We start from the raw sequence: 20262 nt of genomic DNA on the forward strand, positions 1-20262 counted from the left end.
CGGCGCATTCAATGGCTGAATGCGCTTTTTTATTTCAGCGCCGCAGGTAGGCGGTGAAGTCGATATCGCCGGCGCTGAGGATCGCCTGCACCCGGTTGTGCACATTCAGCTTGCGCAGGATCGCCGACACGTGAGCCTTGACCGTGGTCTCGGCAATGTCCAGGTGGTAGGCAATCTGCTTGTTCGATTCGCCCTTGGTCATCCGCTCAAGTACCAGCAGTTGCTTGCGGGTCAGCGCCTGCAGCAGCTCCGGGGCGAAGCTCTGCGCTTCGCTGACCGCGCGGCGGGTGCCGGGCTTCTGCGTGCGGATGATGTCCGGTGGCAAGTAGACATTGCCGTTGAGAATCTGCTCGATGGCGTCGGTCATCTGCGCCCGCGGCGAGGACTTGGTGATGAAGCCGACCGCGCCATAGGTAATGGCCTGGAGCACCACCTGCTTGTCCTGCTCGGCCGAGACGATTACCACCGGAATGGTCGGCGCCTCGTTGCGCAGGTTCATCAAACCGCCCAGACCGTGCATGCCGGGCATGTTCAGGTCGAGCAGGATCAGGTCGAGGTCGTCGTTTTCGCAGGTCATCGCCAAAGCGCTGTCGAGGTCGGCGGTTTCCATTACCTCGCTGCCTGGAAATCCATCGGCAATCACGTTGTGCATGGCCTCGCGGAACAATGGGTGATCGTCGGCGATAAGAATCTTGTACATGGCTGTGCACCTTATTGTTGTATGTGTGCTCGCACGCAGGGGCAGTTCGCTTGGCAGCAGCCCTCGTTATGCCGCTATTAAGAGCCGGTAGCAAGGCTTTGTGAATGCGACCATCGCCATGCGAAGCAGTACCAAAGTAGTAGGTCTGGGCAGCGGCAGGGCTTCTAGCATGGAGGCCTGCACTGTACAGGAGGCACAAGGCATGGCCATTTTGCTGGTAGACGACCACCCGTTGCTGCGCGCCGGCATTACCGCGACCCTGGCCCAGGCGTTGCCGCAGATGCCCTTGCTGCAGGCCAGCGATGGCGAGCAGGCGCTGGCCATGGTGCAGGCGCAGGTGCCGGGGCTGGTGATCATGGATTTCGACCTGCCGGGCATCAGTGGCCTGGAAACCACCCGCCGTCTGCGCCAGCGTTTGCCACAGCTACGCGTGCTGTTTCTCAGTGAACATGCGCAACTGAGCCTGGTGCGCCAGGCATTGGCGGCGGGGGCTTGCGGCTTTCTGTCCAAGCAGGTCACCCCTGAGGTACTGGTCGAGGCGGTGCGCAAGGCCCTTAGCGGACATGCCTATATCGAGCAGGGCTTGGCGACCGCGTTGGCCTGTCAGCCCGCGCAGGCTGAGACCGACTGTCTGCATGGCCTGACGCCGCGCGAGGCCGAGATTTTCCTGCTGCTGGCCAAGGGCACGGCGTTGCGCAGCATTGCCAGCCAGCTATGTATCAGCAGCAAGACCGTGTCCAATCACCTGACCCTGCTCAAGAGCAAGTTGCGCGTCAGCAGCCAAGCGGAGCTGGTCCACCTGGCGTTGCAGGCAGGGTTGCTCAAAGCGGTCGCCTGAGCAGGCCGGTTTACTTCCAGGTCTGCGGGCAGCCTTGGCAGCCTTCCATGTTGCTGTCCTGGAAATTCGCATAGTGCTGACGGGTGCCGCGCAAATCAGCATTTTCCAGATTGCTTTCGCCAAGCTTGGCTTCCTGCAGATTGGCATCGGCCAGGCTTGCGCCCTTCAAGTCGGCTTTGCTCAGCCAGGTCATCTCAAGGTCAGCCGCCTGCAGCTTGGCGCCGTGCAGTTTGGCCCCGGACAGGCGTGCGAATTCCAGATAGGCCGCTGACAAATCGGCATTTTCAAAATTGGCGCCTTGCCCGTACATGCCCCAGGCCTGTACCGCTACCAGTGTTGCGTTCTGCAGTTGCGCCAGGCGCAGGTTGCTTTGCTGCAGGCTGGCACGGGTCAGGTTGGCGCCGCGCAGGTCGGCTTTTTCCAGGTTGGCCAGATCCAGCCGGGCATGGCGCAGGTTGGCCTCGCGCAGGTCGGCGCCAGACAGGTCGATCTTGCGCAGGTCCTGATTGCTCAGGTCGGCGCCGCGCAGGTTGGCGTTGGCGCACTTGCTTTCGGCGGCGATCACGCAGCCATTGATGGTCAGTGGGGCATCGCCCAGTTCATCTGCAACAACCGGGCTGAGCGCCAGAATCAACGCGAAGGGAAGGTAGTTCATGGTGGCTCCTCAGAGGAGGGCAAGGCCCTCGTTCACGGCGCTTGGCCGCAGCCACAACCAGCGTACGAGGCGCTGGTTGGGGCCGCAACCAGGCAACTCAGCGCTGGGCTGTCTTGCTGTCCCAGGCCGGGATCTTGAACACCCAGAACGAGCCGCCCTGTGCCACAGGTTTGGTCAGCTCGGCCATGTCGCCACCCCACAGCGGTACCGCGCCACCGTAGCCGACGGTTACGCCGATGTACTGCTCACCGTCCTGGTCCCAGGTGATCGGCGGCGAGACGATGCCGCTGCCGGTCTGGAATTTCCACAGCTCCTCGCCGGTCTTGGCGTTGAACGCCTTGAAGTAACCGTCGCCGGTACCGGTGAACACCAGGTTGCCTTTGGTTGCCAGCACGCCAGCCCAGAGCGGCAGGCGCTCCTTGTGCTCCCAGACCATCTTGCCGGTGGTTGGGTCCATCGCGCGCAGGGTGCCGACGTGGTCGTCATACATGCGTTTGATGCGGAAGCCCATGCCCAGGTACGCCGAGCCCTTCTTGTAGTTGACCTCTTCGGTCCAGTATTCCTCTTTCCACTGGTTGGCCGGCACGTAGAACAGCCCGGTGTCCTGGCTGTAGGCCATCGGGTTCCAGTTCTTGCCACCGAGGAACGGCGGCGAAACTTCGACTGGCTTGCCCTTGGTCTGGCCTGGTTCAGGCTTGGCCGGACGCTGCCCTTCGTTTTCCACCGGGCGCCCAGTCTTGAGGTCGATGTGGCTGGCCCAGGTGATGTTGTCGGCGAACGGGAAGGCGTTTTTCAACTTGCCGTTGGTGCGGTCGACTACGTAGAAGAAGCCGTTGCGGTCAGCATGCGCGGTGGCTTTGAACTGCTTGCCGTCCTTGTCCTTGTAATCGAACAGGACCAGTTCGTTGTTGCCGGAGAAGTCCCAGGCATCGTTCGGCGTGTGCTGGTAGAACCACTTGACCTCACCGGTGGTGGGGTCGACGCCGACCTGGCCGGAGGTGTACAGGCTGTCGTAGTCGTGCGGGTTGCCGTCCTTGGAGGTGCGCGCCCAGGTGTTCCACGGGCCAGGGTTGCCGGCGCCAACAATGATGGTATTGGTTTCGGCATCGAAGCTGGCGCTCTGCCAAGGAGCGCCGCCGCCGTGGCTCCAGGCCTCGACCTTGCCGGTTGGCGAGCTTGGATCATCCGGCCAGGACGGCGCTTTGACGTCGCCGGTCGGGGTGCTGTCCTTGCCGTTCAGGCGGCCCATGTGGCCTTCGACAAACGGTCGCATCCAGACTTCTTCGCCGGTGTCCGGGTCACGTGCATACAGCTGACCCACCACGCCGAACTCATCGCCCGAGCTGCCGTGAATCAGCAGTACCTTGCCGCTCTTCTGGTCTTTGATCAGGGTTGGCGCGCCGGTCATGGTGTAGCCGGCGCTGTGGTCGCCGAACTTCTTGTTCCAGACCACCTTGCCGGTGTCCTTGTTCAGCGCCACCACCCGTGCATCAAGGGTGCCGAAGAAGATCTTGTCGCCGTAGATGGCCGCGCCGCGGTTGACCACGTCACAGCAGGGGCGAATGTCGTCCGGCAGGCGGTGGTTGTAGGTCCACAGGCGCTTGCCGGTCTTGGCATCAAGGGCAAATACCCGCGAGTAGGAGCCGGTGACGTAGATCACGCCGTCGTTGATGATCGCCTGGGATTCCTGGCCGCGTTGCTTTTCGTCACCGAAAGAAAACGACCAGGCCGGGGTCAGTTTGAATACGTTCTGGTCATTGACCAGCGCCAGTGGGCTCCAGCGCTGGGCGTTGGTGCCCATGCCGTATTGCAGCACGTTACCGGTGGTCTTGTGGTCGTCGGCGATATCTTCCCAGGTAACCGGCTTGGCCTGGGCAGCGCCGCCGCAGGCCAGGCTGGCCAGGAGCAGGGCGGCAGAAAGAGGCGAAAGCAGGGCGGGTGATGTTCTTGTTGTCATGGTGGAGTTCCCAGTGAGGTTGTGCCTGGTTAGCCTGGAACGCCGCCGCTGATCGAGATACGGAAAAAGTCCCGGTCACTGCGGGAAATCTTCCCAGTCCGGACATGATTTGGCACTGCGCCGCAAGCGCTACTACCAAGGGATAAGGGTGCGACCCCCAAAGCAGCATGTGGCCGCTGGCACTGGCTTTCTAGGATGGTCGGGCCGCCTCCGTTCGAGAGGCGCAGCGTGCAACTTCAGCAGTCGAGGGCAGAACAATGACAACCCCTAAAAGCGCCTGGCACCTTTCCCTGTTGCTGGCTGGCCTGTGCGCCGCCGGTGGCAGCTTCGCCCACGGCAACGTAACGCCATCGGCGGTCAATACCGATGGCCTGTCGCCATTGGGCAGTGAATGGCGCGCGGAAAACCCTTACCGCGAGGGCAAGGATCACGACAAGGCACTGAGCATTGGCGCGTCGGCCTACAACCAGAACTGCGCGGCCTGCCATGGCCTGGAGGCGAAGTCGGGTGGCATCGCACCGGACCTGCGCATGCTCGACGAAGGCGCCGCCGGCGATGAGTGGTTTGTCGAGCGGGTGCGCAATGGCGCGGTGCGCGACGGGCGGGTGTACATGCCGAAGATGGCCGACTTTCTCAGCCAGGAGGCGCTGTGGGCGGTGCGTACTTATCTGGACAGTGTGCATGTCACCGAGTGAACCGCGACCTGTACTGCTGTGATGCGCAGGCCGCGGGGAGGGAGCCAGCGCCGCAGGGCGGCCTGGGGCATCAGCGCTCAGTCGGGTGGCTCAATGGACGGTTCTTGCGCCTTCTGCGACTCGTCCATTTGTCTCAGGATGTCTACCAGCGAAGGGATCTTTGGCTGTTCGAAGTCGCCACCAGGGGTTTGGGACTGCTTGAGCAGTCCTTCGATCGAGTCCCGGTGCCCTGGCGGGTAGCGCATCAGTTCGAGTTCGCCCAGGTTGTCTATGAATTCAAGCGTTCTACGTACATCCAGACGCCCGTCAGACTCGTGGTCGCGCAACAGTGCGTTTTGCTGGACCCATGCATTGTCCATGTCCTGTCGAGCTTCCCAGGCGGCGTACCGCTCTACGCTGGTATAGGCGCCACTTTCGTCTTCGAGGATGGCGACAACCTCTTCGCGCGAGAGATGAGCAAAGGGGTTGGCAGTGTCACGCTGCCCCCGTACCACCCCCGCGATGTACTTCGCGGCCTGTTGACTCTGCTTGAGCCGTTCGGGTGAAGCCTCTGCAGGAATCTCATTTAGTGCCACAGACGCATTACCCAAACGCTTTATCTCGGCGTTGACCTTGAATATGAAACTGTCTGGGCCATAGACGCGCTGAAATTTTTCTTCCAGTTGTTTTTGCGTGAGTGTGGCCTTGGCGCTGAGCGCCATGCCTTCAGCAGACAGTTGTACTTCACTACCGGCTTCCGGCTTGCTGGCAACGTTGGCAGTCACCGGCGCGGATCGCGATGTCGCCGTTGCCAAAACAGGGCGAGGCACGCCCTTTAATGTCGTGTCTATCATGCGTAGAGTCCCTTGACCGGGAGGGTTGCACAGGCGTGCACTCCTCCCGCATTGATGAGCGACTATTTGATCGTGAAAGTCACGCTGTAGTCATAGGGCGGCGAACTGTTAATGCGGGTTGTCTTGGCCTCGCACGTGGCCCGGGTTGATCCGACAGACGTTGCCTTTTTGTCCCATTTCACCAGAGGTAATGAGACGTGAGATGTTTCGAATTTGCACTCTTTGCGACCTGATTTATAGGTAAAACGCAGGCCAGAGGCAGAAGAGGACGCACTGTTCAATTTGAATTGAGTTGAAGATTTTTCGCTGATAGGTCCCGGAGCAGGGTCGAGGGAACCAAACGCATATTGGTAGGTAAACGTGGCAATGGAAGTTGTCTCATTCTTCACCGTCACACTCACGACGGTGTTGCTCCAGGCATTCGCCATGGGCGCTACTACTGTCAGGATCACTGCAGCGATCTTTAGCCGATACATGTACTTTCCTCCTAGTGCTTTCAACGCCCCCTGAATAAGCGGCGCCACTCGATATCCGGGGTGAGAAAAAGTGCTCAGGCCCAGACACCTGACATGTCGGCAAGGAAACAGCACGCTGTATCAGACGTGGTCTGATAGATGCGTAGGAAATTTCGCTATTAACAAAACAGGCGCCTCAATCGGCGCCTGTGGAGGTCTGTCGCGGCCTGTATTCAGGCAGGTCCGGGAGGAGGGCCGGGGCTACAGCGGATAGTGCTTGAGCTCGCGCGCGATCAGCATCCGCTGAATCTCGCTGGAGCCTTCATAGATCTGCGTGATGCGTGCGTCACGGTAATAGCGCTCCACCGGATAGTCTTCCAGGTAGCCGTAGCCGCCATGCACCTGAATCGCCATCGAGCACACCCGTTCGGCCATCTCCGACGCGAACAGCTTGGCCTGTGACGCCTCCGAAAGGCATGGCTTGCCCGCACTGCGCAAACGCGCGGCGTGCAGGATCAACAAGCGCGTGGCGTTGACCTGGACCTGCATGTCGGCCAGCAGGTTGGCGATGCTCTGGTGCTCGTTGATCGGCTTGCCGAACTGGATGCGATCTCGCGAGTAGACCAGCGCGGCCTCGAACGCGGCGCGGGCAATCCCCAGCGCCTGGGCGGCGATGCCGATGCGGCCGCCTTCGAGGTTGGACAGGGCAATGGCCAGGCCCTTGCCGCGCTCACCGAGCATATTGGCGGCCGGGATGCGGCAGTTGTCCAGGCTCACGGCGCAGGTGTCCGAAGCACGGATACCCATCTTGTGCTCGCTGCGATCAACCTTGAAACCAGGATTGTCGGTCGGCACCAGAAACGCCGACAGGCCTTTTTTGCCGAGCTCCGGATCGGTCACCGCAAAAACGATCGCCAACCCGGCGCGACGGGCGTTGCTGACGAACTGCTTGGCGCCGTTGAGCACCCACTCACCGTCCACTTGCTCGGCGCGGGTGCGCAGGTTGTGCGCCTCTGAGCCGGCCTGAGGTTCGGTCAGGCAGAAACAGCCGATGACCTCGCCACTGGCCAGCCGAGGTAGCCAGGCCTGCTGTTGCTCAGGCGTACCGTAGGCCAGCAGCGGGCCGCAGCCTACCGAGTTGTGAATACTCATCAAGGCGCCGGTCGCGCCGTCGCCAGCCGAGATTTCCTCGACCGCCAGGGCATAGGCCACGTAGTCGGTGAAACTGCCGCCAAACTGCTCCGGCACGACCATGCCAAGCAAGCCCAGCTCACCCATCTTGCGCACCACCCCGTCGTCGATCCAGGCGGCTTTTTCCCAGGCCTGGGCATGCGGGGCGATTTCGCCGCGGGCAAAATCGCGCGCCATGTCGCGGATCATGATCTGTTCTTCGTTCAGTTCCAGGTCTTGCATCTGCGTACTCCCAGGCTCACAGCCCTTCGAAGAATTGGTCGACCCGCGCCTGCGCTAGTTCTGCCAGGGTCGGCGGGTTCCAGCGTGGCTGCTTGTCCTTGTCGATGATCAGGGCGCGCACGCCCTCGATGATGTCGCCATGCGCGAACCACTGCCGGTCCAGGTGCAGCTCCATGGCAAAGCACGCCTCCAGGCCGAGTTTGCGCCCGCGCCTGAGCATCTCCAGGGTCACGGCCATGGCCAGCGGCGAGCGGCTTTGCAGCAGATCGGCGGTGGCCAGCGCCCAGGCCTGACTGTCGCCGATCCGCACCGTGCGCAGTTGTTCGATGATGCTGGCAAGGTCGGCCTGGGCGAAGTAGTGGTCGATCACTGGGCGCAGCTTGGCCAGCGGCGCGTCGGCCAGTACCTGGGTGCCGAGGCGGGCCAGCGCGCCCTGCAGGTCCTTGAGCGGATGCTGACCGAAGCTGAGCTGGTCCAGGGCCTGATCGAGCTGAGCAAGCTTGTCGCTGCTCAGGTACCAGTTGGCCAGGCCGCAATACAAGGCATCGGCCGCCTGGATCTGGCAGCCGCTGACGCCCAGGTAGGTGCCAAGTTCGCCCGGCACGCGGGACAGGAAGTAGCTGCCGCCGACGTCCGGGAAGTAACCGATGGCGGTTTCCGGCATGCCCAGCCGGCTGCGCTCGGTAACCACGCGCAGGTCGGCGCCTTGTGCCAGGCCCATGCCGCCGCCGAGCGTGAAGCCGTCCATCAACACCAGGGTCGGTTTGGGGTAGTGATGGATGCGCAGGTCGAGGGCGTACTCCTCGACGAAGAACTCTTCATGCAGGCTGCTGCCGGCCTTGAAGCTGTCGTACAGCGAGCGGATATCACCGCCGGCGCAGAAGCCTTTTGGCCCTTCACCGCGCAGGACCACAGCCTGCACCTGCGGGTCGACTGCCCAGGTGTCGAGCGCCTGCTGCAGGCTGCGCACCATGTCCAGGGTCAGCGCGTTGAGCCCGGCCGGGCGATTCAAGGTGAGGTGGCCAATCTGATTGCGGACTTCAGCCAGCACATGATCGGTGGATGAAATTCGAGCGTGCGCGGTCATCGCGATCTCCCTGCTTTGTTATTGATTTTCCAAGTGAAGTCTGGAGTGCACTGGAGGATCAAAAGATCCTGCCATGCAAATATGTCCTGCACAATCGACATATCTGCAGCAGCTGACTGCATGAATGTGCCATGTACCCGCTTTGTGCACCCCGCCTTGCGAATGAGTTACTGCCACTTTAGCCGAGTGCGCCCCAAGGAGCGGGTCGTAGTGCTTGCAGGCGCAAGCCGCCCGGCACCGGCCAAGGAACTGGCCAATCGCCGCCAAGGCAGCGTAGGGCCGCGTGCGTGGGCTTTCGATAATCGCCTGGACACCTGTCCAACCGATTGCGGAGCGCGTCATGCACAACAACAATAACAACTCCCACCGCCGTATCCTGCCGCTGCTTGGCGGCCTTGCCAGCCTGGCCTTGGCCCCGTTGGCGGGGGCCGAGATCATGCTCTACGACAAGGACCAGACCACCTTTTCCACCGACGGCTACATCAACGCCTTCTACGTCAACAGCGATATCGACCGCGCCGGCGAGCAATATGATCGGCGCCAGTCACGGGTGAAAATGGGCTTTCTGCCCAATACCCTTGGTTTCAACATGACGCGCCAGATCGACGATCTCAAGCTGGGTGGGCGTGCCTCGTTCTGGGTCAGCATCAACGACAGTGAAACCAACGGCACCGACACCGCCATCGATGTCCGCCAGTTCTACGGCACGGTGGCCAACCCGGACTGGGGCGAGGTGTTGATCGGCAAAGACTTCGGTTTGTTTGCCCGCTCCAACATCCTCCTCGATGAACTGCTCACTGGCTACGGCCAGGTCAGCGACACACTTGGCCTGGTTGACGGCGGCGGGGTCTCGTTCGGCAACATCGGCAGCGGCTATCCCTATCCTTTCCCGACCTCGCAGATCACCTACCGCACACCGGTAATGGACGGCCTGCGCGTGGCCGTGGGGATCATGGACCCGGTCGACACCAACGACGACAGCGCGGTCGGCAAGGCCTATCAGAAGAATCCGCGCACCGAGAGCGAGATCACCTACCAGTTCGATCTGGGCGGCGCGAAGATCTACAGCTGGCTCAACGGCAGTTACCAGACCTCCGACAACACCGACAGAAACGTCGACTCGGTGACCTCCAAAGGTCTTGGCTACGGCGTACAAGCCAAGATGGGTGCGTTCTCGCTGACAGGCTCGGGCTTCAGCGCCAAGGGCATCAACCCGTTCTTCACCAACAATGCTGGCGAGGCGACCCTGCGTGAGGTCGACAGCCAAGGTTATCTGGTGCAGGGCTCGTACACCTTCGGCAAAAACCGCCTGGCGCTGTCGTATGGCAAGACCAAGGATGACGGCAATGGTGCAGTGAACACTGGCGCCGACTATGAAACCCGCGGCATTGCCCTGTTTCGCGAGATCAATGCCAACTTGAAACTGGTCGCCGAATACAACCAGTTCGAGATCGATGGCTATGGCGGCGATGCGCAAAACGAGGACACCGATACCTTGGCCCTGGGGGCTGTGCTGACCTGGTAAGCGGGCGGCTGGCGCGGCGGCATGCCGCTGCAATCCGCTGGGGCATTTGCTGTATGCTCACAGGCATTGCCAGGAGATGCCGCGCCATGTTCACCAGTCTGCTGACGTTTCTGATCACCCTTGCCGCCATGGAAGGCGTTGCCTATCTGGCCCACAAGTACATCATGCATGGCTTTGGCTGGGGCTGGCACCGCTCGCATCACGAGCCACGCCACGGTGTGTTCGAAAAGAACGACCTGTACGCCGTAGTGTTTGCCGGGTTGGCCATCACCCTGATCGCGTTGGGCACTGCCGGCTGGTATCCACTGCAGTGGATCGGTGCCGGCATGACCGGCTATGGCCTGCTCTACTTCATCGCCCATGACGGCCTGGTGCACCGGCGCTGGCCGCTGCGGATCGTGCCGCGCCATGGCTACCTCAAGCGCCTGTACCAGGCTCACCTGATGCACCATGCGGTGCAGGGCAAGGACGGCTGCGTGTCGTTTGGTTTTCTCTACTCGCCTACGGTTGAGCAGTTGAAGGCGCAGCTGCGTGCGCGTCACGGTGGACCGTTGCGCGAGCAGCGAGTGGACGCTGCCAAAGCTGCAGCGCCCGTGGCGGATAGCGACGCCAGCCGCGGCTGAGGGCCTGCCACAGGCCACTGGCAACGGCGGCGAGTTTCTCCCCCTTGCTGGTCGACAGGCGCCCGTCCCAGGCGGCATCACCCTCCGCTAGAATCTTCAGGCCGATGCGCCGATACACCGAACCCGCTGTTGCCACAGCCCAGGCTGAACGCCAGGGCAGGGCACTCAAACCGGCCTGGGCGCTGGCATAGTAGGGCTCTGCCTGCTGCACCAGACGTGTGCCCATGCGCGCCACGGCAGTGCGGTGGCGTGGTTCGGCAAGCTGTTCGGCAGTGACCGAAAACTCGTCCAGCCAGGCTTGCGGCAGATAGCAGCGGCCAACCTTGGCATCATCAACGATATCCCGGGCAATATTGGTCAGTTGCATGGCCAGGCCAAGGTCGCAGGCGCGATCGAGCACGGCGTCATCGCGTACGCCCATGACCCGCGCCATCATCAGGCCGACCACGCCGGCCACGTGGTAGCAATAACCCAGTGTTTGCTCTAGCGTCTGGTAGCGCTGGCCGGCAACGTCCTGCTCAAACCCCGCCAGCAGGTCGAACGCCTCTGCCTGCGGTACGCCATGGCGCCGGGCAACTTCGCGCAGTGCAGCAAAGGCGGGGTCGGTGACCGGCTGATCGGCGCAGGCAGCTGCGGTTTGCTGATACAGGCCGGCCAAACGCTGGCGGGCCTCCTCAGTCTCCAGCACGCTAGCCTGATGGCCGGCTTGCTGGCCGTCGATCACGTCGTCGCAGTGGCGGCACCAGGCGTACAACAGCACTGCGCTGCGGCGGGTGACCGGGTCGAACAGGCGCGAGGCTGCAGCGAAGCTTTTCGAGCCGACGGCGATGCTGTGTTCGGCGTGGGCGAGCAGTTGCTCGTCGCCACTCATCGCTGCAGATCCTCGAGCATCAAGCCTGCGGTGGCCTTGGCCGAGCCGATCACGCCCGGCACGCCAGCGCCTGGGTGGGTGCCGGCGCCGACCAGGTAGAGGTTGCTCACCTGCGCATCACGGTTATGCGGGCGGAACCAGGCACTTTGGGTCAACACCGGCTCCAGCGAGAACGCCGAGCCCAGGTGGGCGTTGAGTTCGTCACGAAAATCTACCGGGGTGAAGCTGCGGCAAGTGACCAGGTCTTCGCGCAGCCCAGGGATGTAATAGCGCTCGAGGTAATCGAGGATTTTCTCCTGATAGCGTGGGCCTTCGACCGCCCAGTCGACCGGCGCATTGCCCAAATGCGGCACTGGCGCAAGCACGTAATGGCTGGAGCAACCGTCCGGCGCCATGTCCGGGTCGGTCGCGCAGGGCGAGTGCAGATACAGCGAGAAGTCTTCCGGCAGATTGGGGCCGTTGAAGATTTCCTGCACCAGCTCACGGTAGCGCGGGCCGAAGCACACAGTATGGTGACGCAGCTGCGGCTGCCGGCGCTTGAGGCCGAAATGCACAACGAACAACGAGTTGCTGAAGCGCTTGCTTTTCAATCGGCGTGCTTCGGACTGGCCGCGCCGGTGCGCGCCGAGCAGGTCGGCGTAGGTATGCACCACGTCGGCGTTGGAGGCGATCGCATCAGCCGTCCAGTGGCGGCCGTCGCGGCTGCGCGCACCGATCAGGCGGTCGCCCTGGGTATCGAAGCTGACCACGTCGGCGTTCAGTTCGAGGGTGCCACCGAGGTCGGTGAACAGCCGCGCCATGCCCTCGACCAGCGCGCCGGTGCCGCCTTTGGCAAACCACACGCCCCACTCACGCTCCAAGGCGTGGATCAAGGTGTAGATGGCCGAAGTGGCGAATGGATTGCCGCCCACCAGCAGGGCGTGGAAGGAGAACACCTGGCGCAACTGCGGGTTGCGGATGTACTGTCCGACCATGCTGTAGACACTGCGCCAGGCCTGCAAGCGGGCCAGTTGCGGGCCGGCGTGGAGCATGTCGCGGAAGGTCAGGAACGGCACGGCACCAAGCTTGATATAGCCCTCTTCGAGGACTGCTCGGGAGTACTTCAAAAAGCTCTGATAGCCGGCGACATCGGCCGGCTCCATGGCGTGGATCTGCTGCTCGAGCTCGGCTTGATCGTTGCTGTAGTCGAACTGCGTGCCGTCTTCCCAGCACAGCCGGTAGAACGGCGCGACCGGCAGCAGCTCGACGTAGTCGGCCATCGGCTTGCCGGCCAGCTCGAACAGCGCTTCGATCGCGGTCGGGTCGGTGATCACCGTGGGGCCGGCGTCAAAGGTAAAGCCCTGGTCGTGGTAGACGTAGGCACGCCCGCCCGGCAAGTCGCGACGCTCCAGCAACGTGGTGTGAATCCCGGCCGCTTGCAGGCGAATGGCCAATGCCAGGCCGCCGAGGCCGGCACCAATCACCAGCGCGGTTTTGCCTTGGGTCATGACTGCTCCTTGAAATGCTGTGGAGAATGGCGCAACGCCGCCCGTAGCGCCTGGCCGACGGGGACTGGCGGTTTGCCCGAAAGAATGCGCAGACGATCAGCCGCAGAGCTTTGGCCTGCATAAAAACGTGCGATCAAGCCTTCCGGCAAGCGGTAGAAGCGCTGCATGACCTGCCAGCGCTGCTGCGCGCTACCAGCCAGGAACAGCATGCGATTGAGCAGCCGATAAAAGCCCTGGCCGCGCCAGCGCTGCGCCAGATAGCTGCCCATGGCCCGGTGCAGCTGCGCGCTGCTGTCGAACGGCTGCGTTGCGAGCCAGTCCGCTAGGCGCACGGCCTCCGGCAGCGAATAGCCGGTCGTACAGTGGCACAGCCCGGCGCGCAGCCCTGATGAGACCTGCCCATGCTGCTGCGCCCACCAGGCCGGAAAGTCTTCTGCCAGGGTGATCGGCAAGTCGCCTTGCTCTTCGCGCAGGCACTCGGCGACCTGCCAGCCGTGCTGAAGCACGTAGTCGTCGATATTGCTGCGCAACTGCGCTGTAACTGGCGGGCTGTGGTCAACGTAGTGGGTGTCCTCGATCAGCAGGGTATCGGCGCTGAACGGCAACACGTAGACAAAGCGGTAACCGTTGCCCTGGGCGACTCGGGCATCCATCAGGATCGGTGCTTGCAAGCCGTGGGGCTGCTCAAGCCGCAGCACCTGGCCGAGAAACGCCTGGCGGCCAAGCACCCGGTGCGGGCTGGCCTCGGCGCCACGGCCATCGATGGTGACCCGCGCCTGCAGCACTTCGCCGCTGGCCAGGGTGACCTGCTCCGGCGCAAGCGAGGTGATCTCGCAGTCGGTACGCAGGGCCGGCCCCAGGGCCTGGGTGATGACCTCGGCAAAGCGCTCGCTGGTGATGCTCGCATAGCCACTGGCCAGGCGCCGCGACAAGTGCGGAAAGTGCACGTGGTAGGCCGGCCAGCGCTTGACCACCAACGGCTCCAGCCAACGCTGCTGGGCGGGCGTGAGGTCGGCATCATGGAACGACCAGGTATGGTTGCCGCCAAGGTTGGCATCACGCTCCAGGCACAGCAGTTTCAGCTCAGGCCGTAGTTGGCTCAGGCGCCAGGCGATCAGGCCATTGGCCAGACCGCCACCGGCGAGGATCAGGTCGTAATGCATGGTGAGTTCTCTGCCAGTACCGGTTGGTGGCTGCGCAACGCTGCCTCGACGATGTCCGCTGCCTTGGCCGCGCCACCGGCCGTGGCCAGTTCGCGTTGCAGCGCTGTCAACCTGGGCAGCGGTTCGCGCAGCAGGTGGGCGAGGGCGCTGCGGATGGCACTGACACTGGCCCGCCGCGACAGCGCCACGCCCAGACGATGATAGGCAACCCGCGCCGCCACGCCCGGTTGATCGAATGCAATCGGCATGACCAACAGCGGCGTGGCTGCGGCAATGGCATCCAGCACGGTGTTCAGGCCGCCATGGCTGATGACCACGTCGGCACGGCGCACCGCCCATTGCTGGGGCGCGAAGTCGGTCACGAAGGTAGCGCCCTGTTGCAGCAACTGCGCTTGCTGAGCGTGATCGAGGCCGCCGCAGTGGGCGATCAGCAGCTGCACATCCAGCGCCTGACAGGCCTGGCTGATCTTGCTGAACAACTCGAAGCGATGGCCCTGCAGGGTGCCCAGGCTGGCAAACACCAGTGGCCGCGCCGGGTCCAGGGGCCAGTCGGCGGCGTCCTGCTGCGCCGCCACCCGCAGCGGCCCGACTGCATGAAAGTGCGCCGGCAACGCCTGGCGGGGGAAATCAAAGCTGGGCACGGTCTGGCTGATTTGCGCCAGCGGCGACAGCCAGTCATGCAAACCCTCACGCTCGACCAGGCCATGTTCGCGGCAGGCCTGGCGCAGCACGCGCCCCAGTGGCTGCATCAACCAGTCGAAGACCTCGGTGCTGCCGCGGTACAGGCGCCGCTTGAAGCGGCTTTGGCCGTAGTCGAACGGCATCACCGGCAAGGGTATGCCAGGTTCGCGGTTGATCGGCAGCGCGCAGGCGATGGATATCCAGGGAATACCCGCCAATTCCGCCGCCAGCGCCCCGGCCGGTTCCATTTGGTCACACAGCATGGCATCCACCTGCTGCGCAGCGAGCGCCTCGGGCAGGCAGGCGCAGAGCATCGCGCTGGTGCTCGCCAACTGGTCGATCAAACGGCGCAGATGCATCGGCCCACTGGGGATGGCGGCCAGGCGCAAGGTCTGTTCAAGATGGTCGTTGGCAAGCCGCCCGTGGCCTACCGCGACAAAGCCGATGCGTGGGTCGCTGAGCCAGCGCTGCGCGGCAGGTTGGTGAAAAAAACTCACGCGGTGGCCGCGCTCGACCAGCTCCCCGGCCAGCGCCTGCAAGGCCTGGAAATGGCTGGGGTAGGGCGGGGCGACCATCGCAAAGTGACTCATGACAGGTCCAGCCCGGCCGCCAGCAAGCGCGCCCGACGCAGCGCTGCCAGGTCACGCGAGCCGGTGCAGAAGCACGCGACCCGCAGCTGACGAATGATGATCTCGAAGTGCTCGACCACCGCCTCGGTGGACTCGGTGGCAGCCTGCAACACGCCGGCTGCCTGACCGACCAGATCAGCGCCGAGGCGGATCGCCTTGGCCGCATCGATGCCGTCACGAATACCGCCGGAGGCAATCAGAACGCTACTGGGCAAGGCCCGGCGCAATGTCTGCAGACACAGCGGAGTCGGAATGCCCCAGTCCGCGAAAGCCATGGCCACAGCGCGATCGGCGTGGGTGCTGGCACGCTCGGCTTCAACCGCTGCCCAGCTGGTGCCGCCGGTGCCGGCCACGTCGATCACCTGCACACCGGCTTCGAGCAGGTCGCGGGCCACGCTTGGCGAGATCCCCGCGCCGACTTCCTTGATGATCACCGGCACAGGCAGCGCTGCAGTCAGCGCCGAGATCTGCGCCAGCACGCCGCGCCAGTCGCGGTCACCTTCGGGCTGCACTGCTTCCTGCAGCGGGTTGAGGTGGATGATCAAGGCGCTGGCTTCGAGCATTTCGACGGCGCGCCGGGCCAGATCCAGGCCGTCGGCTTCGCGCAGTTGCGCCGCGCCAAGGTTGGCCAGCAGCGGGATATCAGGGGCCAGCCGGCGTAGCTCGCGGGTCAGGCCCTGGTCGTCGGCGCTGCGCAGGCTGACCCGCTGCGAGCCTACACCCATGGCAATCCCCAGCGCCTGCGCAGCCTCGGCCAGATGGCGGTTGATGCGTGTGGCGCGCTCGGCGCCACCGGTCATCGAGCTGATCAGCAGCGGCGCACGTAATGGCATACCCAGCAAAGAGCTGCTCAGGTCGATGCTGTCGAGGCACAGTTCAGGCAGGGCGCAGTGCTCGAAACGGACAGCGGCCCAGCCGGCATCGGCATGCGCGATGGTTTTATCTGCGCCCAATACGATGTCAAGATGATCGTCCTTGCGCTGGCTCAACACGCTTTTTTTCATTCCGGCTCCGCTGCCAGTGAATCATTGGGTGAAAATCATGGCCTTACCTTGTACAACGCTAGTAGCTTTGTACAGCTATGCTGGGAAACAGTACAGTTCTGGCAACGGCCCCTGATAGTCGTTCCGTCAACTCGCGGCCTAGACCGCACCACCGAAGAGGCCAGGATGACCACTATCGCCCGTACAACCTCGGCCACTGACGCCGACTTCGCTGTGTACCTTGCTCGCCTGCGGGCAGAGCTGGACAGCCGCCTCAGTGCGCTGCTGCCAGAGGTCGGTCACGAACGCGATCTGCTCGCCGCCGCCATGCGCGAAAGCGCCCTCGCGCCGGGCAAACGCCTGCGCCCGTTGCTGTTGCTGCTGACTGCCGAGAGCTTAGGTGGTTGTAAAGCGGCAGCGCTGGATCTGGGCTGTGCGATCGAGATGGTGCACGCCGCCTCGCTGGTGCTCGATGACTTGCCGTGCATGGACAACGCCGCGCTGCGCCGTGGCCGGCCCACGCTGCACCTGGCGTTTGGCGAGGACGTGGCCATCCTTGCCGCCATTGCCTTGCTGTCGCGCGCCTTTGGCGTGGTGGCGGCGCTACACACGGTCGAGCCGGAGCAGCGCAATCGCCTGATCGCGATCATGTCGCAAACCATCGGTGCCCACGGCCTGGTCAAAGGCCAACTGCAAGACCTGCGTGACGGTGCAACAGTGCGCAGTGCCGAGCAGATCACCGAGACCAATCAGCTCAAGACCGGCGTGCTGTTTGCCGCGATCATGGACATGGCCTGCCTGCTCGGCCACGCCCATGAAGGCGTGCGGCAGCCTTTGCAGCGCTTTGCCAGCGAGCTGGGCCAGGCGTTCCAGCTGCAGGATGATCTGCGCGATTGTGACCCGGACACCGGCAAGGACCTGGGCAAGGACGCCGGCAAGTCGACACTGTTTGCCTTGTGCGGCGAAACCCAGACGCGCCATCGCCTGCACAGCCACCTTGAGGCTGCCGAGCAGTGCCTGGAGCAGGTGTTTCTTGCCGAGCAACCGATTGGTTGCCTGCTGCGTGCAGTGTTCGCCAATGTGCGTTCACCCTTGGCCCAATCAAACTTTTGCGCCAGCGTGCGATCTGCTGAAGTACAGGTAGATATCTCAAGGAGCACGTCATGACCGACCACGACCCGCAACACAACGGCGACAAGGTGCCACGTCCACTGTCCTCCGAGCAGGCCCAGCAAGGCCAGCGCGTAGAGGGCAAACCGCTGGAGCGGCCGGACCCGGACACCGAAACGATCGACAAGGTGATTACGCCCACTTCGATCAAGGAGCTGGATGAGCAGACCGCAGAAATCGAGCGGCGCCTGCGTGAGGCGCGGGAGAAGGGTTTGTAATTGCTTGAAGGCGTGCCTGCCTGCTGATTGCCAGCAGGCAGGCACGCTTGGCACCGCGCCTGCCAGGGCGCGGTTGATCAACGTCAGAAGGTGTAGGCAACCCCGGCCTGCACAGTGCGTGGCTCACCTGGGTAGGCGTAGCGATTGAACGCGCCTTCGTCATAGCCTTTGTTGAACACGTTGCGCACATCCAGATTCAGCCGCACATGCTCGTTCAACTGATAGAAGCTCAGCAGGTCGACCACGGTGTATTGCTCCATGGTGTAGGTGCTGGCGGCCGTCTGACCCTGGCGGTCATCCACGTATTTGACGCCCATGCCCATGCCGAAACCTTTGGCCAGGCCGTCCTGGAATTCGTAGGTGTTGAGCAGGCTGAAGCTGTTGCGCGGGATGTTTGCCAGACGGGTGCCGGTAGGCAGGGTGTTGTCCTTGGTGACTTCAGCATCCACGTAAGCGTAGCCGCCGATTACCCGCCACTCAGGGGTCAGGTTGCCGGCCACGTTGATATCCAGGCCACGGCTGCGTACTTCACCGGCGGCGACGCTGAAGGTGCCGGTAGGATCAGCTGGGTCGCGGGTCAGCACGTTCTCTTTGACGATGTGGTAGATCGCCGCGTCGACGCTTAGCTGGCGATCCAGTGGCTCCCACTTGACGCCCAGTTCGTAGGATTTGCCCTTTTCAGGGTCGAAGCCGTTGCCTTGCATGCTCGCGCCGCTGTTTGGCTTGAACGAGCGTGCGGTGTTGGCATACACGGCGACAGTTTCGGTCAGGTCGTAGATCGCACCCAGGCGCGGGGTGACGGCGTTGTCTGCTGCGTCCCAGCCAGTGGTGCCTGGCAGGTAGTTTTCGTACTCGTGCTCGAATCGCTCGAGCCTCACACCAGCCAGCACCTTGAAACGCTCGGTCAGGGCGACTTGATCTTGCACGAAGGCCGACCAGGTCTTGAGATTTTCCTTGTCATGCGTGGTGGTGCGGGTCAGAGCAGGGCGTGGCTGGCCGAGGACTGGATTGTAGATATCGATCGGGTAGGCGCCAGAGCCGTTGGCGGAGCGCTGGATGATCGACTTGTAATCATAGTCTTCGTATTCGACACCGGTCAGCAGCGTGTGAGCGAAGCCTGCGGTTTCGAAGTGGCCGGTCAGGTTGAGCTGGTAGTCACGGTCGGTCCACTCCAGTTTGCGATAGTTGAAGTTGCGACCAAGGGTACGGCCATCAGCTTGCAGGCTGTTGGCTTCGACGGCATTCCCTTTCAAACTCCCATCCAGCCACTGCATACCGCCAGCCAGGGTCCAATTGTCATTGAGCAGATGCTCAAAGCGCAGCTGGGCCATGTTGTTGTCGTTGTGCAGCAGGTTGTCGCTGCCTTTCTCCCAGACGTTGGTGTCACGCGAGGCGCTGCCGCGCTGGGTGTCATAGCGGGTCAAACCACGGTCGAGCGGGTGGTTGTTGCGCATGAAATCGCCTTCGAAGACGATCTTGGTGCTGTCGTTGGCCTGCCAGCTGAGTACCGGGGCGACGTCATAGCGTTCGCTGTCAACGTCATCGCGGAAGCTCTCGCCGCCTTCGCCCAATACGTTCAGGCGATAGGCCAGGCTGCCGTCTTCGCTGAGCGGGCCGGTGGCGTCGAGCGTTGCCCGGTGCATGCCCTGGTCATCGAACTGGCTGCCCAAGGTCACCTTGGATTCGGGCAACGGCTGTTTGCTGACAACGTTGAAGGTGCCGCCGGGATCGCCACGGCCATACAGGCTGCTGGCCGGGCCGCGCAGTACTTCCAGACGCTCGACGGTGTTGGCGTCCGGCGCGTTGGGGTAGCCGCGGTTGATCGGGAAGCCGTTGCGATAGTACTCGCCCGTGGTGAAACCGCGCACGGTGACGGTGGTCAGGCCCTGGCCGCCGAAGTTGTTGGCCCGGCCCACGCCGCCGGCGTAATCCAGCGCGTCCTGCAGGCGGGTTGCGCCAGTGTCTTCGAGCACGTCCTTGGGCACCACGCTGACTGACTGCGGAGTCTCGTGCAGGGCGGTGTCGGTGCGGGTAGCGCTGGCCGAGCGGGTGGCGCGGTAGCCGATCACAGGGCCATCGGCGCGTTCGCGCTCGCTGGCGGCATCGATGTTGACGGCTTGCAGCTCGACCGTTTGGGCCGGGTCGGCATCAGCCAAAGCCACAGGGGAGATAACATTGAGCAGACAAAGGGAAACGAACGCACGACGCATGGACGATACGATCCTGGCAGGGGGAAGATGCGCGGGATCATATCTGGAAACAATTCTCGTTTACAGAAA

The 20262-nt window shown here is 63.1% G+C and carries 18 protein-coding genes and 1 pseudogene; 6 read left to right on the top strand and 13 right to left on the bottom strand.

The features are described from left to right. Positions 1-34 precede the first annotated feature (34 nt). Complete coding sequence (locus AC58X1_RS02270) at positions 35-700, bottom strand: response regulator transcription factor (RefSeq protein WP_101319114.1); 666 nt, start codon at positions 698-700, stop codon at positions 35-37. Between the two features lie 202 nt (positions 701-902). Between AC58X1_RS02270 and AC58X1_RS02275 the strand changes: the two genes are divergently transcribed. After that, the gene (locus AC58X1_RS02275; RefSeq protein WP_150569348.1) at positions 903-1538 is read left to right on the top strand and encodes a response regulator; all 636 of its coding nucleotides are present in this window, start codon (positions 903-905) and stop codon (positions 1536-1538) included. Between the two features lie 10 nt (positions 1539-1548). Here the strand turns inward: AC58X1_RS02275 and AC58X1_RS02280 are convergent, their stop codons facing one another. Beyond that, positions 1549-2193, bottom strand: coding sequence for a pentapeptide repeat-containing protein (locus AC58X1_RS02280; RefSeq protein ID WP_497428214.1), 645 nt, complete (start codon positions 2191-2193; stop codon positions 1549-1551). A gap of 97 nt (positions 2194-2290) precedes the next feature. Continuing rightward, a complete protein-coding gene (gene exaA / locus AC58X1_RS02285; RefSeq protein ID WP_150572646.1) occupies positions 2291-4150 on the bottom strand; it encodes a quinoprotein ethanol dehydrogenase in 1860 nt (619 codons plus the stop codon). Positions 4151-4407: 257 nt separating this feature from the next. Here exaA and pedF point away from each other — a divergent pair, with 257 nt between their 5' ends. Continuing rightward, entirely contained in the window at positions 4408-4845 is a 438-nt protein-coding gene (pedF, locus tag AC58X1_RS02290; protein WP_497428215.1) for a cytochrome c-550 PedF, read from the top strand. A gap of 77 nt (positions 4846-4922) precedes the next feature. On the opposite strand, the gene AC58X1_RS02295 is transcribed toward pedF, so the two are convergent. From AC58X1_RS02295 to AC58X1_RS02310, 4 genes are all read right to left on the bottom strand, one after another. Further along, positions 4923-5678, bottom strand: coding sequence for a hypothetical protein (locus tag AC58X1_RS02295; protein ID WP_220633550.1), 756 nt, complete (start codon positions 5676-5678; stop codon positions 4923-4925). A gap of 62 nt (positions 5679-5740) precedes the next feature. Continuing rightward, positions 5741-6202, bottom strand: coding sequence for a hypothetical protein (locus tag AC58X1_RS02300; protein ID WP_188035863.1), 462 nt, complete (start codon positions 6200-6202; stop codon positions 5741-5743). Between the two features lie 192 nt (positions 6203-6394). Further along, the gene (locus AC58X1_RS02305) at positions 6395-7546 is read right to left on the bottom strand and encodes an acyl-CoA dehydrogenase family protein (RefSeq protein WP_103437224.1); all 1152 of its coding nucleotides are present in this window, start codon (positions 7544-7546) and stop codon (positions 6395-6397) included. Between the two features lie 16 nt (positions 7547-7562). Next, positions 7563-8633 carry an enoyl-CoA hydratase/isomerase family protein gene (locus AC58X1_RS02310; protein WP_497428216.1) on the bottom strand — a complete coding sequence of 357 codons (1071 nt, stop codon included), beginning with the start codon at positions 8631-8633 and terminating at the stop codon, positions 7563-7565. A gap of 340 nt (positions 8634-8973) precedes the next feature. Here AC58X1_RS02310 and AC58X1_RS02315 point away from each other — a divergent pair, with 340 nt between their 5' ends. Continuing rightward, a complete protein-coding gene (locus AC58X1_RS02315) occupies positions 8974-10158 on the top strand; it encodes a porin (RefSeq protein WP_497428217.1) in 1185 nt (394 codons plus the stop codon). Between the two features lie 86 nt (positions 10159-10244). Next, positions 10245-10781, top strand: a complete 537-nt coding sequence (locus tag AC58X1_RS02320) for a sterol desaturase family protein (protein WP_101319132.1) — start codon at positions 10245-10247, stop codon at positions 10779-10781. On the opposite strand, the pseudogene AC58X1_RS02325 reads toward AC58X1_RS02320, so the two are convergent. The 5 genes and pseudogenes from AC58X1_RS02325 to fni all read right to left on the bottom strand — a co-directional run. Next, a pseudogene (locus AC58X1_RS02325) lies at positions 10726-11652 on the bottom strand (phytoene/squalene synthase family protein); the annotation flags it as partial. The gene AC58X1_RS02320 and the pseudogene AC58X1_RS02325 overlap by 56 nt on opposite strands. Continuing rightward, positions 11649-13139, bottom strand: a complete 1491-nt coding sequence (locus tag AC58X1_RS02330) for a phytoene desaturase (RefSeq protein ID WP_101319134.1) — start codon at positions 13137-13139, stop codon at positions 11649-11651. The gene AC58X1_RS02330 and the pseudogene AC58X1_RS02325, both read right to left, overlap by 4 nt. Continuing rightward, positions 13136-14302: a lycopene beta-cyclase CrtY gene (gene crtY, locus AC58X1_RS02335; protein ID WP_497428218.1), complete on the bottom strand. Its 1167-nt coding sequence runs from the start codon at positions 14300-14302 to the stop codon at positions 13136-13138. Before crtY ends, AC58X1_RS02330 begins: the two co-directional genes overlap by 4 nt. After that, positions 14287-15573 (bottom strand): glycosyltransferase, encoded by a 1287-nt coding sequence (locus AC58X1_RS02340; RefSeq protein WP_150569341.1) that lies wholly within the window; start codon positions 15571-15573, stop codon positions 14287-14289. Before AC58X1_RS02340 ends, crtY begins: the two co-directional genes overlap by 16 nt. Continuing rightward, positions 15570-16616, bottom strand: coding sequence for a type 2 isopentenyl-diphosphate Delta-isomerase (fni, locus tag AC58X1_RS02345; RefSeq protein WP_150569340.1), 1047 nt, complete (start codon positions 16614-16616; stop codon positions 15570-15572). The genes AC58X1_RS02340 and fni overlap by 4 nt, the downstream gene beginning before the upstream one ends. 165 nt (positions 16617-16781) lie before the next feature. On the opposite strand from fni, the gene AC58X1_RS02350 reads away from it, so the two are divergent. Together AC58X1_RS02350 and AC58X1_RS02355 are read left to right on the top strand one after the other, a co-directional pair. Next, positions 16782-17762, top strand: coding sequence for a polyprenyl synthetase family protein (locus tag AC58X1_RS02350; RefSeq protein WP_150569339.1), 981 nt, complete (start codon positions 16782-16784; stop codon positions 17760-17762). Next, entirely contained in the window at positions 17759-17983 is a 225-nt protein-coding gene (locus tag AC58X1_RS02355) for a hypothetical protein (RefSeq protein ID WP_150569338.1), read from the top strand. Before AC58X1_RS02350 ends, AC58X1_RS02355 begins: the two co-directional genes overlap by 4 nt. Before the next feature lie 83 nt (positions 17984-18066). Here AC58X1_RS02355 and AC58X1_RS02360 read toward each other — a convergent pair whose 3' ends face one another. Then, positions 18067-20193 (bottom strand): TonB-dependent siderophore receptor, encoded by a 2127-nt coding sequence (locus AC58X1_RS02360; RefSeq protein ID WP_101319146.1) that lies wholly within the window; start codon positions 20191-20193, stop codon positions 18067-18069. Positions 20194-20262: the final 69 nt, after the last annotated feature.

This window comes from Pseudomonas sp. PGPR N4 (assembly GCF_059693665.1).